14 protein-coding genes and 1 pseudogene are annotated in these 14,574 nt (G+C 36.6%); 5 read left to right on the forward strand and 10 right to left on the reverse strand.

The features are described from left to right. Positions 1–4: 4 nt before the first annotated feature. The 10 genes and pseudogenes from EKL96_RS03715 to EKL96_RS03765 form a co-directional block, all read right to left on the reverse strand. Positions 5–1,903 (reverse strand): AMP-binding protein, encoded by a 1,899-nt coding sequence (locus tag EKL96_RS03715; RefSeq protein ID WP_126458365.1) that lies wholly within the window; start codon positions 1,901–1,903, stop codon positions 5–7. A gap of 17 nt (positions 1,904–1,920) precedes the next feature. Then, positions 1,921–2,283 carry a response regulator transcription factor gene (locus tag EKL96_RS03720; protein ID WP_126453872.1) on the reverse strand — a complete coding sequence of 121 codons (363 nt, stop codon included), beginning with the start codon at positions 2,281–2,283 and terminating at the stop codon, positions 1,921–1,923. Between the two features lie 2 nt (positions 2,284–2,285). After that, positions 2,286–4,991, reverse strand: coding sequence for an ATP-binding protein (locus EKL96_RS03725; protein ID WP_126458368.1), 2,706 nt, complete (start codon positions 4,989–4,991; stop codon positions 2,286–2,288). Positions 4,992–5,240: 249 nt separating this feature from the next. Continuing rightward, a complete protein-coding gene (locus EKL96_RS03735; RefSeq protein WP_126453866.1) occupies positions 5,241–5,468 on the reverse strand; it encodes a DUF6814 family protein in 228 nt (75 codons plus the stop codon). An 11-nt stretch (positions 5,469–5,479) separates the two neighbouring features. Further along, a complete protein-coding gene (locus EKL96_RS03740; protein WP_126458370.1) occupies positions 5,480–7,015 on the reverse strand; it encodes an MFS transporter in 1,536 nt (511 codons plus the stop codon). 22 nt (positions 7,016–7,037) lie between these two features. Beyond that, positions 7,038–8,417 carry a porin gene (locus tag EKL96_RS03745; RefSeq protein WP_126458373.1) on the reverse strand — a complete coding sequence of 460 codons (1,380 nt, stop codon included), beginning with the start codon at positions 8,415–8,417 and terminating at the stop codon, positions 7,038–7,040. 102 nt (positions 8,418–8,519) lie between these two features. Beyond that, the gene (locus EKL96_RS03750) at positions 8,520–8,939 is read right to left on the reverse strand and encodes a helix-turn-helix domain-containing protein (RefSeq protein WP_126453860.1); all 420 of its coding nucleotides are present in this window, start codon (positions 8,937–8,939) and stop codon (positions 8,520–8,522) included. 298 nt (positions 8,940–9,237) lie between these two features. Then, entirely contained in the window at positions 9,238–9,363 is a 126-nt protein-coding gene (locus EKL96_RS14550) for a hypothetical protein (RefSeq protein WP_255416366.1), read from the reverse strand. Positions 9,364–9,568: 205 nt separating this feature from the next. Then, a pseudogene (locus EKL96_RS03760) lies at positions 9,569–9,745 on the reverse strand (DUF4212 domain-containing protein); the annotation flags it as partial. Positions 9,746–9,768: 23 nt separating this feature from the next. Next, positions 9,769–11,007, reverse strand: coding sequence for a hypothetical protein (locus EKL96_RS03765; RefSeq protein ID WP_126458375.1), 1,239 nt, complete (start codon positions 11,005–11,007; stop codon positions 9,769–9,771). A gap of 886 nt (positions 11,008–11,893) precedes the next feature. Here EKL96_RS03765 and EKL96_RS14555 point away from each other — a divergent pair. The 5 genes from EKL96_RS14555 to EKL96_RS14405 all read left to right on the forward strand — a co-directional run bounded on the left by EKL96_RS14555 (position 11,894) and on the right by EKL96_RS14405 (position 14,534). After that, a complete protein-coding gene (locus tag EKL96_RS14555; protein WP_255416219.1) occupies positions 11,894–12,025 on the forward strand; it encodes a hypothetical protein in 132 nt (43 codons plus the stop codon). Beyond that, positions 12,022–12,849, forward strand: coding sequence for a uroporphyrinogen-III C-methyltransferase (gene cobA, locus EKL96_RS03770; RefSeq protein ID WP_126458377.1), 828 nt, complete (start codon positions 12,022–12,024; stop codon positions 12,847–12,849). The genes EKL96_RS14555 and cobA overlap by 4 nt, the downstream gene beginning before the upstream one ends. Positions 12,850–13,038: 189 nt before the next feature. Further along, a complete protein-coding gene (gene moaCB / locus EKL96_RS03775; protein ID WP_126458380.1) occupies positions 13,039–13,953 on the forward strand; it encodes a bifunctional molybdenum cofactor biosynthesis protein MoaC/MoaB in 915 nt (304 codons plus the stop codon). Next, on the forward strand, positions 13,940–14,200 hold the full coding sequence (locus tag EKL96_RS14400; protein ID WP_233579254.1) for a hypothetical protein: 261 nt from the start codon (positions 13,940–13,942) through the stop codon (positions 14,198–14,200). The genes moaCB and EKL96_RS14400 overlap by 14 nt, the downstream gene beginning before the upstream one ends. Further along, positions 14,181–14,534: a hypothetical protein gene (locus EKL96_RS14405; protein WP_233579255.1), complete on the forward strand. Its 354-nt coding sequence runs from the start codon at positions 14,181–14,183 to the stop codon at positions 14,532–14,534. The genes EKL96_RS14400 and EKL96_RS14405 overlap by 20 nt, the downstream gene beginning before the upstream one ends. Positions 14,535–14,574 lie beyond the last annotated feature (40 nt).

Raw genomic sequence — 14,574 nt, forward strand, 5'->3', positions numbered from 1 at the left:
AATTTTATATGTTGTTAATTCCTATTTTATACTTTTTTAATGCGGTGATAATTTCTTCCACAATCGATTCGTCGTCAATGGTCGACGGAATTTGGAATTCGGCACCATCTGCAATGCTGCGCAGTAGTTTTCGAAGGGTTTTTCCCGAGCGCGTTTTTGGTAAGCGCGTTACAATAACTACATTTCGTAAAGAAGTGACCGCTCCAATTTGCTGGCGAATCAATTTAATAATTTCTTGCTCCAATTGATAATGCTCTATTGCAATATCTAATTTCGTTACGACCAATGCCAACGGAATTTGTCCTTTCAAATCATCTTGAATTCCAATGACCGCACACTCTGCAACGAATCGGTGGGAAGCAACAACTTCTTCCATTTCAGCTGTAGATAAGCGGTGTCCTGCTACATTGATAACATCATCCGTTCTTCCGGTGATGAAAATATAACCGTCCTCATCTTTATAACCACCATCACCAGATAGATAATAGCCATCAAATTTACTGAAATAACTGGCTTTAAAACGGGCTTCGTTTTCCCAGATACCCAACATATTTCCCGGAGGCAAAGGTAATTTTATGACAACCAAGCCTTCTTCATTGGCGCTTAATTCGTCACCGTTTTCATTGAAAATCCGAATATCATATCCGCAAACTGCTTTTGTGGCAGAACCGAATTTCACTGGCATTTTTTCAATGCCGAGAGAATTGGCAATCATTGGCCAGCCTGATTCTGTTTGCCACCAATGGTCAATTACAGGAATAGGAATGTGTTGTTGATACCATTCTAAAGTGGCATTATCACAACGTTCGCCCGCCAAAAATTGATTTTTGAGACAACTTAAATCATATTGTTTGATGAATGTTCCATCAGGATCTTCTTTTTTGATAGCTCTAATGGCGGTAGGAGCCGTAAACATAGTGCCCACTTTATGCTCTGAAATTATTCTCCAAAACGTACTCGCATCGGGAGTTTTAATCGGTTTGCCTTCAAAAATTATGGTAGTATTTCGATTTAATAACGGAGCGTAAAGGATGTAGCTATGACCTACTGCCCAACCCATATCTGATGCGGCCCAAAAAGTCTCGCCTTCTTTGACATTATAGATGTATTTCATAGAAAATTTCAATGCCACAGCATATCCACCAGTATCTCTTACAATTCCTTTTGGCTTTCCCGTCGTTCCCGAAGTATACAAAATATAAAGCGGATGATTTGAATTTACAGGAACACAAGGAGTTTCTTCTGAGCCATAAACCAAGGCATCATAATCTACATCATATTTCTTAAACGGAATTCGGGCGCCTAATTTTCTGTTGAAAACGATTACTTTTTTTGGTCGGTGTGAAGCGAGTTCAATAGCTTGATCGACCAAAGGTTTGTACGCAATCAAACGATCCACTTCAATTCCCGAAGAAGCAGTAATAATCGCTCTAGGTTTACAATCGTCAATTCTAATTGCCAATTCATGTGGAGCAAAACCTCCAAAAACAACCGAATGAATCACTCCAATTCTCGCGCAAGCCAACATGGCAAAAGCTGTTTGTGGAATCATGGGCATGTAAATTATGGCAGTATCTCCCTTTTTCAATCCCAGCGACTGCATCCCTCCGGCTAATTTTGCGACTTCTGTTTTTACTTCCGAAAAAGTGTATTTTTTTACGGTTTGTGTTACCGGAGAGTCATAAATAAAAGCGACCTGGTCCCCACAGCCATCCTGAATGTGTTTGTCTAACGCCAGGTAACAAATGTTCAATTCGCCATCTTTGTACCAAAGCGGATAGCCATTTTCGTCTTTTGACAAAATTGTCTCCGGTTTGTTGTACCACTCAATTGCATCAGCTTGTTCAGCCCAGAATTTTTCTGGCTGCTCAATGCTTTCCTCATAAATTTCCTTGTATGTCATTGTGTTGAATTTGTTTCTTATTGAATTAATTCATGAACTTGGTCGACTAACTTTTTGATTGAAAAAGGCTTGACTACATATAAATTAGCGCCTAATGAAAGGCCTTTTTCAATGTCCTTTTCCTTGTTTTTTGCCGAAAGGAAAATGACTTTGCAATGCTGCAACCGTTCGTCTTTTTTTATTTGCTCTAATGTGGCATACCCGTCCACCATAGGCATCATGACATCAAGAATAATGACATCCGGAAGTTTATTTTTTAAAATATCCAATGCTTCCTGACCGTCGCGCGCGATGAAAACTTCAAAATTGTTCTTTTTGAAAGTGTACTCTAATGACATTACAATATTTGGTTCGTCATCTACAATTAAAATTTTTTTCATTTTTAATTATTTTCAGTTGTATTATAATTGGGTAATGTAAAGACGAATGTGGCACCTTCAGCGGTATCGTCTTCGGCCCAAATTCTACCTTTGTGATGTTCTATTATTTGTTTGCAAATGGCTAAACCCAAGCCGCTTCCTATTGGTTTTTTTACGTTTTGGTTTCGAGATTGGTAAAATTTATCAAAAATAGCTTGAAAATCTTCTTTCTTAATTGCCTTGCCGTTGTTGTGTATTTTGACTTCAATATTGTCTTTGTTTTCATGAATGGAAATCACTATTTTCCCGTTTGTCTCAGCGCAGAATTTTATCGCATTGGATACTAAATTGTGAATCACCTGAATGATTCGTTCCTCGTCATAAAAGGCTTTGATCTCTCTTGATTCCTCCTGAAATTCAACATTTATGTTTTTGTTTTTTAGGAGTTGCTGGAGGGAATTCAATGTTTTTTTGATTGTTTTTGAAATGTTGTTTTTAGAGAGGTAAATTTTTTGTTTTCCGGTTTCAAATTTTTCTAAATCCAGAATTTTATCAATTAAACGATTCAAACGATCGGACTCAGAAATGATATTTTGCAAAAACTGTTTTCTCAACTCCTCCGGAATGTCGTCATCATCATGAAGGATTTCGCTTGCCGCACGAATTGCGGTTATTGGCGTTCTCAATTCGTGGGTAACAGTGTCAAGAAATTCATCTTTTTGAATGTCTTTGTTTATTAATTCCAAATTGGCATTTTTGAGTTGTTCGGATATTTTTTTTAATTCATTTGAGGTGTCTGTCAGCTTTTTGTTGATGATGATGTTTTCTTTGGATTCTTCTAAAATTCGCAACACTTCTGGCAGACTGATTTTGTCTTCTTTGACCACGCTTGATATTAATATTTTGGCGGAAGCCGTACCAATGTGTCCCGTCAATAAATTCTCAGCAAATTTTATAAATCGGGCATCGGCGGTGGTGATGTCTTTGTCTATGTTGTATTTCAAATTGAAAATTGTCAGTGCACGTTTTGTTCTTTCTTCCCCTAGAAATCGCTGCAATACTTTTTGAATGTCGGAGATATAGGCCGTTCCTTTCCAAATAAAAGCATTTTCATGATTGGTAATGTATTTGTCAATGTCTACAAACATTTCGGCATAATTGCGTTCCCTGTAATTCCCTTTAAAACTAACGGAAATGGCCAGATAACTCATCAAATTGATTAATAAACTCCAAAAAACGGCATGTGGTATAGGTTCTAAATAATCCAGTCCGAAAAGCTGAAATGGTTTTAGAAGTTCAATTCCCCAAGGGCCTTCTTGAATGAATAAGCTTGTTGATTCGGTTATCCCAATGGCGTAAGGAACTAGAAGGGTATAAAAACAGGTTATAAATCCAAGTAAAATCCCTGTTATAGCACCATTTTTTGATCCTCTTTTCCAGAATATGGCACCAAAAAAAGAAGGAGCCAATTGCGCGATTACTACAAAGGCGACAAGTCCTATGGAAACCAAAGAGTAGTCCAGAATAAAAATTCGATAGATAGCATACGCCAGGATAATGAGGGAAAAAATGCCTATTTTCCGACTGATCAAGATGCGTTTGTTGTTTTTTTTCTGGGAATCATTCTCGAGTGAACCTATAAAGCCATAAGGGATTAATAGGTTGTTACTAAGCATAGTGGCGAGCGCAATTGAGGAAACGATTATCATTGAGATCGCTGCCGAAAATCCGCCCAGAAAGACTAAAACCATTACGGTGTTGTTGTTGAAATATTGTGGGATTAACAATGAATAGGTATCGGAATTGAGTCCTTGCCCCTCAAATAAGATGTTTCCTCCCCAAGCAATTGGGAAAACAAAAAGATTAAAAAGCAACAGATAGAGTGGAAAAAGCCAAATGGCTGTTCGAATGTGGCTTTCTTTATTGTTTTCTACGATGGCAGTATGAAACTGTCTTGGCAATAGAAAAATGGCAAACATAGACAACACACAAAGGAAAAACCAGTTGATTCCGTTTGTAATCCCGCCAATGGTATTTTTTTTGTCAAAATTTTCAAGGACACTCGCTTTTTGATAAATATCATCAAACCCATCAAAAACAAAGAAGGTTACGTAAATGCCAATCATTAAAAAGAAAACTAATTTTAGGATTGATTCCATGGCTACGGCAGTTACAATACCACGTCTTTTTTCGGAAGCATCCACGTAGCGTGTTCCATAATAAGAGGCAAATAATGCCAAAGCAAGACACACATATGTAGTTGTATCCGTAAAGATGTTGTCGCTTGATTGTGTTTTGCTGACAATATGAAAGGTATCTGAAATTGATTTTAGTTGTAGTGAAATATAAGGAAGTATCCCAATAACACAAACCATGGTGACTAATGCTCCAAGAAATCTACTGTTTCCGTATCGTAAAGAAATAAAATCTGCTATACTGGAGATTTTATTTACTCTCGAAATTCGGATAATTCTCTTTAGGATGATCATCCACGTTGGTATAATAATAATAGGGCCTAAATAAATAGGTAAATAGGCTAGTCCTGTTTCTGCTGCGACTCCTATACTGCCATAATAGGTCCAAGCAGTACAATATACTGCCAATGAAAAAGAATAGATATACGGATTGTTAGTCCATTTAGAATGTCTTCTTTTTTCAGACCAATGCGCTATGTAAAATAAAATGGAGACATAAAGCGCTAAAATCAGTAAAACCCCTACGCTATTCATAATATCTTTTTATGATTAAGTAGGTTATAGCGATTGAAAATAGCCATGCCGAAAAAATGTAGAGGTAAATTAGGGGTAAACCAAAAATAGGTTTAGAACTGTCAAATAATAGCAAAAGCGGAATATTCAATGCTAATAAGATTAACACTGAGAGTATAACCAGCTTTTGTTCATGTCTTTTTTTCATTGTAAAAAAATAAACAATCTCTGCAAAAAAATGCAGAGATTGTTTTTAAGGAATGCATTTAATTAATCGTTTTTTTCATCGTAATCTCCCATTAAGGAGAAGTACCCAAAGGCTCCCAATCCTAAAACAATTAGTGGGGTGAGTATGAATAGGATGATAATCCCGAATACTAAATCCTCTTGTTTACCGGACATAAATTTGGGCAATCCGAAAGTGAAGATGCAAAAATAGGCTGCAGCAGCTGCTAATGCAATCCAAACTAATCCTAAAATTCTTTTTATTTGATTCATAGCTGTGTTTTTTAAATGTGAGCGTTTTTGTCTTTATTTTTAATGTAAACCATTCCAATTACAAAGCTGATAGCAGCAATAACAATTGGATACCAAAGTCCTTCGAGGTAAAATTCCGGATTCCCGCCTTCTTTTGCATTTATAACAAAATAGGTTGAAATGGCAGGAAGCAGTCCTCCAAAAATTCCATTTCCTACGTGGTATGGTAACGACATAGACGTATATCTAATTTTTACAGGGAACATCTCTACAAGGAAAGCCGCAATTGGACCATATACCATTGTAACAAATATGACCTGAACGAAGACTAGAAATATTAACGACCATTCGTCAGCAGTGGAGATCTTAATAGTTGTTTTGGTGTCTACTTTTGCTTTGCCATCTACAATTACTGCCGTTCCGTTTTCTAAATGTACGGTTTTTATTTCTTGAAAAGTAGTTCCATCCGCATACTCTTTATTGGTGGTGTAAATAGAGTCCATGGTTTGCTTCTTGTTCTCTTTCAGCTCCGCGATTAGCGTTGTTTTTTCTACCATTTCCGTTTTATTGGCTATCGAGGTAGTTTCGTACATACTTTTATAAATAGGTCGGTATAATATGATGGCTAGCAACATCCCGCCCATCATGATGTATTTTCGGCCTACTTTATCACTTAACCAACCAAAAAGGATGAAAAACGGAGTACCAAGCATTAATGCAATTCCCAGTAAAGTGTCAACTTGTGACGAATCAATAGCCATTACTGTTTTCATGAAATTCATGGCATAGAATTGACCGGTGTACCAAACGACCCCTTGACCCATAGTAGCTCCAAATAAAGCTAATAAGACAAATTTCAAATTGTAACGATTTCCAAAACTCTCTTTCAATGGATTGGTACTGGTTTTTCCTTCCGCTTTTGCTTTAGCAAAAACAGGAGATTCATCCATATTTTTTCTAATTAAATAGGAAACGCCAACCATGATGATAGATACCCAGAACGGAACTCTCCATCCCCATTCGTCAAATTGCTCTGGCGTAAGGATATTTCTAGTGGCTAAAATCACCATCAAAGAGATGAATAAACCCACCGTTGCAGTAGTTTGAATCCACGAAGTCCAGTAGCCTCTTTGTCCTACAGGGGCATGCTCCGCTACGTATGTTGCGGCTCCGCCATATTCACCACCCAAAGCAAGACCTTGAAGCAAACGTAGAATTAATACTAATAAAGGAGCCATAAAACCAATGGTTTCATAACTCGGAATACAACCAATCAGGAACGTGGCTCCACCCATCAAAAGTAAGGTGACCATGAAGGTGTATTTTCGGCCAATTAAATCGCCTAATCTTCCAAAGAAAAGGGCTCCAAATGGTCTAACTACAAACCCTGCTGCAAATGTTGCCAAAGTAGATAAGAAAGCAGCTGTTGGATTATCCGAAGGGAAAAATTTAGTTGAAATTACAACTGCTAAACTTCCAAAGATGTAAAAGTCATACCATTCGATCATGGTGCCCATTGAGGATGCGGAAATAACTTTCCAAATTCCTTTTGTTGATTTTTCTTTCATGTATTGTTATTTTTAAAATTGATTATAGATAAATTTGAAGTTGTACTATGAAGTCTCCTAATGATCCTGAGCGGTTTGTAAGAGAGGTGTATACGGGTCTAGTTGAATATTGTGCCGTTATTTTGGCATGGTGTCCATCTAGGAAAAAGTTAGATCCTACATCAAACTGTGTGCTTGATTGTTCCAAAGCATCAAAGTTTTTATAGGTAACAGCACCAAAAGGCTGGATACGAATTTTAGGTTTCGCTTCTTTACATGGCAATAAAACACCAGCTTGTGTGTACCAAATATTTCCAGATCCCATCGTTGGCTGTGCATTTCCAGCTCCCGCTATAGCTCTACTCCCTGTGAAATTTGGATCTACTGAGCCAATATTCATAATCCCAACATTACGCAAATAATTAGGGCCAAAATCATAATCATATAGTACACTGTAAGCTGTAACGGCCATTTTGTTTTCTTTTTTTCCAATAGGCATATCAAGAAAAACATCGGCAGAGAAAAGTTTGATGTCATGTTTGTTGATAGTGCTGTTTACAGAAGTTTTTGTGGCATCAGGCGCAGTGTAAAAACCAGCGCCAATGTTGAATACTTTTTTAGTTCCTAAATAGCTACCTACTTTAAAAGGCAATACATTAGCTTCTTGATCTAAAAATTGATACTCAAAATAACCCGCTTTAGACCATTTTGTATTTCCACTGTTATCTACAGCTACGGCATTCGATGCATTCGAGGTATTTGTAGGTGTTAAATTCGTAGCATACGGTTTATTATAACTCATTCTGTATTCTAACTTACCGTATTTTCCTTTAGCGAATAAACCTACTTGTCTGGCAAACTGATCGGAGTTCTCTATTAAAGGCCAGTTAAAAACAGGGGCGTCTATGGTTAAGAAGTTTAGTGTTGAAGCCATCGTAAGTCTAGACAATCCCATGTAGTAGTGCAATCCAGCACCGAGGGTGAAACTAAATTTCTTATCTTTTTCTGGCAATACAACTGCATATTCATTCCATGCGTCATGAAAGAATAAACCCGGTTTTTTTCCGGCACCGTAGCCACCAGTACCTGAGGATCCTGCTGCACCACCGTTAATAAAAGTTTGGTTGTTGATTCCAAAATGGGTTAAGATCATGTATCTTTTGGATACTTGTGCATAAGCTAGAAAACGCAAACGTCGATTACCAATGTCGGTTGCAGTTGAAGTTGCTTCGCCACCAATCATTGTTCCTGGATTCATCTGAGAGGAACGCATCCAGATCTGGTTCCATGCAATTACACGCATGAATTTGGAACCGTCTTCGTTCAGGTTAAATTTCAATCCAGCGCCATAGTCAGTAGAGCCTTGTGAAAAACTTTTTAGCGACAATAATAATAGTACCGCTATAAAAAATATTTTTTTCATAAATAAAATTTTGGTTATTAAATGGTTGGTTAATAAAGTGCCAAATTGAGTTATTTAATTCTAGAAAAAAATTTTGATATATTTTTATGTAAAGAGATATAGTTAGTCCTTGAATCGTTCCCATTTTATGAGCATAAACTTGTCTCCTAGTTCTGTAATGATCATGCCTGCCCCGGATAACAATTGTTTGTTTTTGAGGTATTCTACCAGTTCTAAGTGACTAAAAATCTTATAAGTAGGGTGGTAGTTTGCGTGCGAAGGTTTTTTGATGTTAAAGGACTTTACCCAATTGCTGATCGTAACATGTGAAACGCCAAGAATACGCTCTATTTCTCGAAAACTGAGTCCTTCCAGATACAGCTGTAAAGCCTTGGTAACATAGTAATCATCAATCTTTTTTCCTATTTTGTTAACCGTGAAAAAATACTTGCATTTTTTGCATAAATACCTTTGTTTACTGTTGATTATACCGCTTTTTATAATCTGATTGTTTTGGCATTTAGGACAGCTTAAAATCTCCATATATATAAATTTTGCATAAATATAGTAATTTAGCAACAATTTAAAAATGAATTGTGTAAAAAAAATGGATTTATTTTGCACACTATCTGTTTTTATTGGGGAATGCTTTAATTATAAGTAGATAAATGCAGTTTTATATAAAATGGTTTTTAGAAAATAGAAATTAAATAGGTGTTGAAAATTAAATAGGGTTTGCCTCTTTGTAGTGCCTTTTTTTAGACAAAAATATCTTCGGTAGTAAATAAAAAGCGCTATTCTATCTGAAGAATAGCGCTTTTTATTGGTATTGAAATTGGTTCTAAAGTGAGGAGTCTTCACCAACGCCAGAAGGAATTCGGATGTTTTCTACAATTTCCTGAACTTCCTGTGGTGGTTCCGGGGTAAAACTATTGATAATAAAAGCAACAATGAAATTGGCTAGCATAGCGATTGTACCAAAACCTTCTGGAGAAATGCCAAAGCGCCCGCAGCTACCAAAGCAATAACCCAATCCGGTAAATTGGCAATTTCCGGATTTGTCAATACCATAATGTCATTGTCATTTTTTAGTTCACTTCCCTTTAATCCTTTTGCTTCAGCAGTGGCTATAAAAGCCGAATCCTTTTGCTTCAGCAGTGGCTATAAAAGCCGGATCCTTGCTGTGCAAACCAAAATCCCAGTGGAAATCCGCCCAGTTTTATGGTGTTTAATTATTCTGCAAATAGTATTCCTGCTCCAAAAGAAGAGATAAACCAGATCGCTAGTAAAATAAAGGGGTATCGTATATTTTCCTTCCAATAGGCGCTTGCGTTTTCTGGTGTTGTCATACTGTTTTTTTTAATAGATTAATTTATAAATAGATCATGGCTTGCAATGTAATGGTATTGATGGTGTTGAACGTAGCATATTTCAGAGATTGAAATTCTAACGTTAATTTTGAATTATGGCCGCTGAAATAAGCATTGGCGCCAATTCCAAATTGATTTGCAGAATCGTCTAAAACATCAATTTGACGATTGTCATAAGATACATACGGCTGGATACGGGTTTTAGATTCTCCCGGAATAACATACCCTACATGACCGTGAACTAGAGAGCCGGTTTCGTATGTAGTTCCTAATCTAAAATTTTCGCCATAATCTGTTTTTTGAAACATACCATAAGCGGTTATGGCACCTCCTTTAGTGCCAACTGGGACATCGTAAAAAGCATCCAGAGCAAAAATGTTTACATTTTCACCACTTATATTTCCCGAAGCATCCGCTACGACTGCACCATTAGGATGGGAAAAAAAACCGGCTCCAATATTAAATATTTTTTGTGTTCCTAAATAGGATCCTACTTTATAGGGCAAAACATTACTTTCGGTATCAAAAAGGCTGTATTCAAAATAACCAGCAAAGGTTTTTCCGGCAGCTTTTGAACCCAATAACCTTCTGCCGGTATAGGTGGCGGCTCCATCATTAGTAGGCACAACTAATTGTTCTAAATTATTATTTGAGGCTTCATTCACAGAAACGCGATACTGTAACTTTCCAACGGTTCCTTTTGCATAAACCCCAATATGTCTGGCAAATTGATCCGATAAACCCAGCGTAGCCCAGCCTTGACGCGTATTGTCTAAGGTCATTAAGTTCAAAGTTCCTTGGTTGTTCATTCTGGAGATTCCGTTCCAATAATGCAGCCCTGCTCCCACGGCATTATTTGCGCCCACACTGTACTGTGCCCATGCATCATGAAGAAAAAATTGTGGGCCATCACCAAGTCCGGTTGGCGTCATTGAATTAGCATTTAAACTATTCAATCCAACATGAGTGACTATCAGAAAGTCTTTATTAATTTGTGCTAACAATAATACTCTGGATCTCCTAACGCTAAAATCGAGATCGCCTTGTTGGTTTCCATTGGCATCTAAAGGGCGATCCGAATTGTATTGGGACCAAATTTGAGCCCAGGAAATCACCCTTAGATATTTTGTTCCTTCGTCATTTAAATCGAATTTCATCCCAGCTCCATAATCTGGAGAACCTTGTGAAAAACCTTTTAAAGAGAAGAGCAATACGAAAACTATCAAATACGTTTTTTTCATAATAAATTAGAATTTAAGGCGTTAAAAAATATTCTTGCAACAATGCTAAAGTCCAATTTTATATTTAGTATAAAAATATATGGTATATATATAAGTTAAATACTATAGTTTTTATTTAAATTAAAGCCTGAATGCACCGGAATAGATAAGTATGTTTGTGGTTGATACATGCCTGACAAGAACAAAAATGGATTGGTTTTTGACGAAGCGTATTCAATTAAAATTCTAAAAATCAATGTTTTAAATTATTTTTATTTGTAATTATATTTTTTTTAAGGAATTTAACCGCTATTGGTTCAGCGGGAACAACACGATTCTTGCCTTGTTTTAAAATCAATACGATTTCTTAAATTAGGAATGCTTTTGTTGTATTAAAAAAGAGTAATAAGGGAAATGCAGTGGTTGTTTTATAAATATTTCTCAAATAAAATTTATTAGTATCTTTCTTTTTTTTGTATTGCTTACAGAGCTTAAGCTCTGTGTAACTATTTTTTTTAAAGAAGAAAAGGTTCGTGTGTATATAAATTTTGCATAACTATAGTAAATTTGCAATTATCCAAAAAACGAATTATGTAAAAAATAACATATATTTTTATATTATTCTGTTTTATATTCAGTTAATTATCTTAATAAACGACGATACAATAGGTTTTTTGCTTAATAATCACATATTGACTGTATCTTGAATTATTTTTATTTTTTAACTAAAACGATAAAACGACTAGGATTTTAATATAATTTTTGTCTTTTTGTATAAATCTAATTTATTTATCATAAATAAAAAACTGCTTTTGAAGAGGCAAATCGGATGCATCCTTTGATAGGAATCTATTCGAAACGAATACTGCCAGTTTTATAAAAGGCAATTGATGAAAATGAGTTAAAAATGATGCGCTTTATTGCAACTGTACAACGCCAATTGATTCCGATTCCGAATGAAAAAAGACAGGTGTTTAAAAATATAAATGCTGTTGCCGAGTTGAACGAATTGAATACCAATTTATCCCAGTTAAAATGAAAAATTCCAATACACCAAAATTGACAATCGTAGGGGCAGGTCCCGGAGATGTAGAGTTAATTACTTTGAAAGCGATCAAAGCATTAGAAAGTGCCGCTGTTGTTTTGTATGACGCCCTTGTAAATGAGGAATTGTTGCAATATGCGTCGAATGCCGAAATTATTTTTGTGGGGAAACGTGTTGGTTGTCACGCCTACAGTCAAGATCAAATTAATGAGTTGATTGTATCGATGGCAAAACGTTTTGGTCATGTCGTCCGGTTGAAAGGTGGCGATCCATTTGTTTTTGGAAGAGGAAGCGAAGAGATTGAATATGCTGAAAAATTTGATTTGGAAACCGCAATTGTTCCCGGAATTTCATCGGCTTTAGGTGTCCCGGCGTCTAACGGAATCAGTTTGACACAGCGAAAAATTGCCGAAAGTTTTTGGGTAATCACCGGAACTACTTCGAATCATAAATTATCTAAAGATGTGGCTTTGGCATCGCAATCCGCGGCAACGGTGGTTATTTTGATGGGAATGAATAAATTAGACGAAATTATTTCGATTTATCAAAACAACAGAGCCGATGATTTACCGGTTGCCATCATTCAGAACGGAACAAAAGACACGGAGAAAAAAGTGGTGGGAACCATCAATTCTATTGTGAAATTGGTTCAAGAACACCAACTTTCGTCACCTGCAATTATTGTCATTGGAGAAGTAGTGCGAAATGCTTCAAAACTAACGGCTTATTTTCAAGAGAAGAAAGTAGAAGATATACCTGTTTCTGATAAAGAAATAGTTGAAAACAGTACTTTTACGGGGAATAAAAATAGGTTGTAGTATAAATATCATAAAGTAACCGAGTCGAAGGTCTTAAAGGCGAAAGTCATAAAGTCCGTTGTCGATAGCGATTGTCTTTAATGATTGTCTTAAACATTTTAAAGTACAAAAATAATTAAAAAGTAGTTCGTAGTTTCTATAATTAGTCGTTATCAGATTTAACCTGAAACTTTAAACATTTAAAAAAAAATGGTTGATATCACACATAAAATAAGTACGCTTCGTACAGCAACCGCAAAGGCCACAGTAATTGTGAGTCTTCAAGCCACAATTGACGCCGTTATAAATAATCTGGTTCCCAAAGGAAACGTACTGGAAATGGCTAAAACGGCTGGTTTATTTGCCGTGAAAAACACGCATTTATCCATTCCGGATTGTCATCCTATTCCAATTGAATTTACATCGGTGGAATATGAAATTAACGAATTACGCATTGATATTATTTTCAACGTGAAAACGGTTTACAAAACCGGAGTTGAGGTAGAGGCGATGCACGGTGCTTCGATTGTGGCGCTTACGATGTATGACATGCTGAAACCAATTGACAAAAATATCGAGATTTCAACCATTAAATTAATCAGTAAGGAAGGCGGAAAATCGTCTTTCAAAAATAGATTTCCATCCGCAATTAAAGCGGCGGTTTTCGTTTGTTCCGATTCTATTTTTGCGGGAGATAAACAAGATCGTTCCGGAAAAATAATCGTTGAAAAATTGGAAATTAGCGGTGTAGAAACGACGCATTACGAAATCATACCGGATGAAATTGATGTGATTCAGGAGCGGACTAAAGCTTTTGCCAAAGAAAATCAATTAATCATTTTTACAGGAGGAACCGGGCTTTCGCCAAGAGATGTTACCCCGCAAGCACTGGAACCTTTATTAGAAACCCGAATTCCGGGAATCGAGGAAGCCATACGCAGTTATGGGCAACAACGCATGCCGTATTCCATGCTTTCCAGAACAGTCGCGGGAACTTTAGGGAATTCGTTGGTATTGGCTTTGCCAGGTTCAACCAATGGCGCAAAGGAATCTATGGATGCGATATTTCCTCATGTGCTGCATGTTTTTCATATTTTGAAAGGCAATAATCATGATATCAAATAAGGCTGTTTTATCGAATGATTTTGGATGTAAACACCACTATTTACGTATTTCTCTAATTGAGAAATACAATTTGCGTTGCACCTATTGCATGCCGGTCGATGGAATTGTAGTACCTCCAAAAGCGAGCCTGATGACGACTGACGAAATTCAAGCAATCGCCCAAATATTCGTCAATAATGGTGTTGACAAAATAAGATTGACCGATTTCGATTCGGTTTATAGAATTCATGCCTTTTGGAGGAAATGAGTGGGACAAGAGCAAAATGGTTGCTCAAAAGGAGATTCTGGATCAGGTGTTACATCATTTCCGGCAATCCGATGTAGAGAAATTAGAAGACGATAAAAACTTCACTGCCAGAGAATTCAAAACACGAAACTATTTGGGAAGTTTTGAAATTATAAGTTCGATAGCCAATCCTTTTTGTTACAGTTGCAACAGAATTCGCCTTACGGCCAATGGGCAACTAAAATACTGTCTGTTCTCTAACTCCGAAACAGATTTACTGACGCCTTTCAGAAATGGCGAAGCGATAGAAAACTTGATTGCTTTTGCCATTAAAAACAATAAACTCTTAACTTAATGACATTGAGCGCGAGCGTCCCGCTCGTGCCCATAATCAA

The organism is Flavobacterium sp. LS1R10 (genome assembly GCF_003968825.1).
In the GTDB taxonomy this organism is placed as follows: Bacteria; Bacteroidota; Bacteroidia; order Flavobacteriales; family Flavobacteriaceae; genus Flavobacterium.

Bases quoted from the DNA above. Each gene is read 5' to 3' on its own strand.
- EKL96_RS03715 (WP_126458365.1), bottom strand. From the start codon at position 1,903: ATGACATACAAGGAAATTTATGAGGAAAGCATTGAGCAGCCAGAAAAA.
- EKL96_RS03720 (WP_126453872.1), bottom strand. From the start codon at position 2,283: ATGAAAAAAATTTTAATTGTAGATGACGAACCAAATATTGTAATGTCA.
- EKL96_RS03725 (WP_126458368.1), bottom strand. From the start codon at position 4,991: ATGAATAGCGTAGGGGTTTTACTGATTTTAGCGCTTTATGTCTCCATT.
- EKL96_RS03735 (WP_126453866.1), bottom strand. From the start codon at position 5,468: ATGAATCAAATAAAAAGAATTTTAGGATTAGTTTGGATTGCATTAGCA.
- EKL96_RS03740 (WP_126458370.1), bottom strand. From the start codon at position 7,015: ATGAAAGAAAAATCAACAAAAGGAATTTGGAAAGTTATTTCCGCATCC.
- EKL96_RS03745 (WP_126458373.1), bottom strand. From the start codon at position 8,417: ATGAAAAAAATATTTTTTATAGCGGTACTATTATTATTGTCGCTAAAA.
- EKL96_RS03750 (WP_126453860.1), bottom strand. From the start codon at position 8,939: ATGGAGATTTTAAGCTGTCCTAAATGCCAAAACAATCAGATTATAAAA.
- EKL96_RS14550 (WP_255416366.1), bottom strand. From the start codon at position 9,363: ATGCTAGCCAATTTCATTGTTGCTTTTATTATCAATAGTTTTACCCCG.
- EKL96_RS03765 (WP_126458375.1), bottom strand. From the start codon at position 11,007: ATGAAAAAAACGTATTTGATAGTTTTCGTATTGCTCTTCTCTTTAAAA.
- EKL96_RS14555 (WP_255416219.1), top strand. From the start codon at position 11,894: ATGATGCGCTTTATTGCAACTGTACAACGCCAATTGATTCCGATTCCG.
- cobA (WP_126458377.1), top strand. From the start codon at position 12,022: ATGAAAAATTCCAATACACCAAAATTGACAATCGTAGGGGCAGGTCCC.
- moaCB (WP_126458380.1), top strand. From the start codon at position 13,039: ATGGTTGATATCACACATAAAATAAGTACGCTTCGTACAGCAACCGCA.
- EKL96_RS14400 (WP_233579254.1), top strand. From the start codon at position 13,940: ATGATATCAAATAAGGCTGTTTTATCGAATGATTTTGGATGTAAACAC.
- EKL96_RS14405 (WP_233579255.1), top strand. From the start codon at position 14,181: ATGCCTTTTGGAGGAAATGAGTGGGACAAGAGCAAAATGGTTGCTCAA.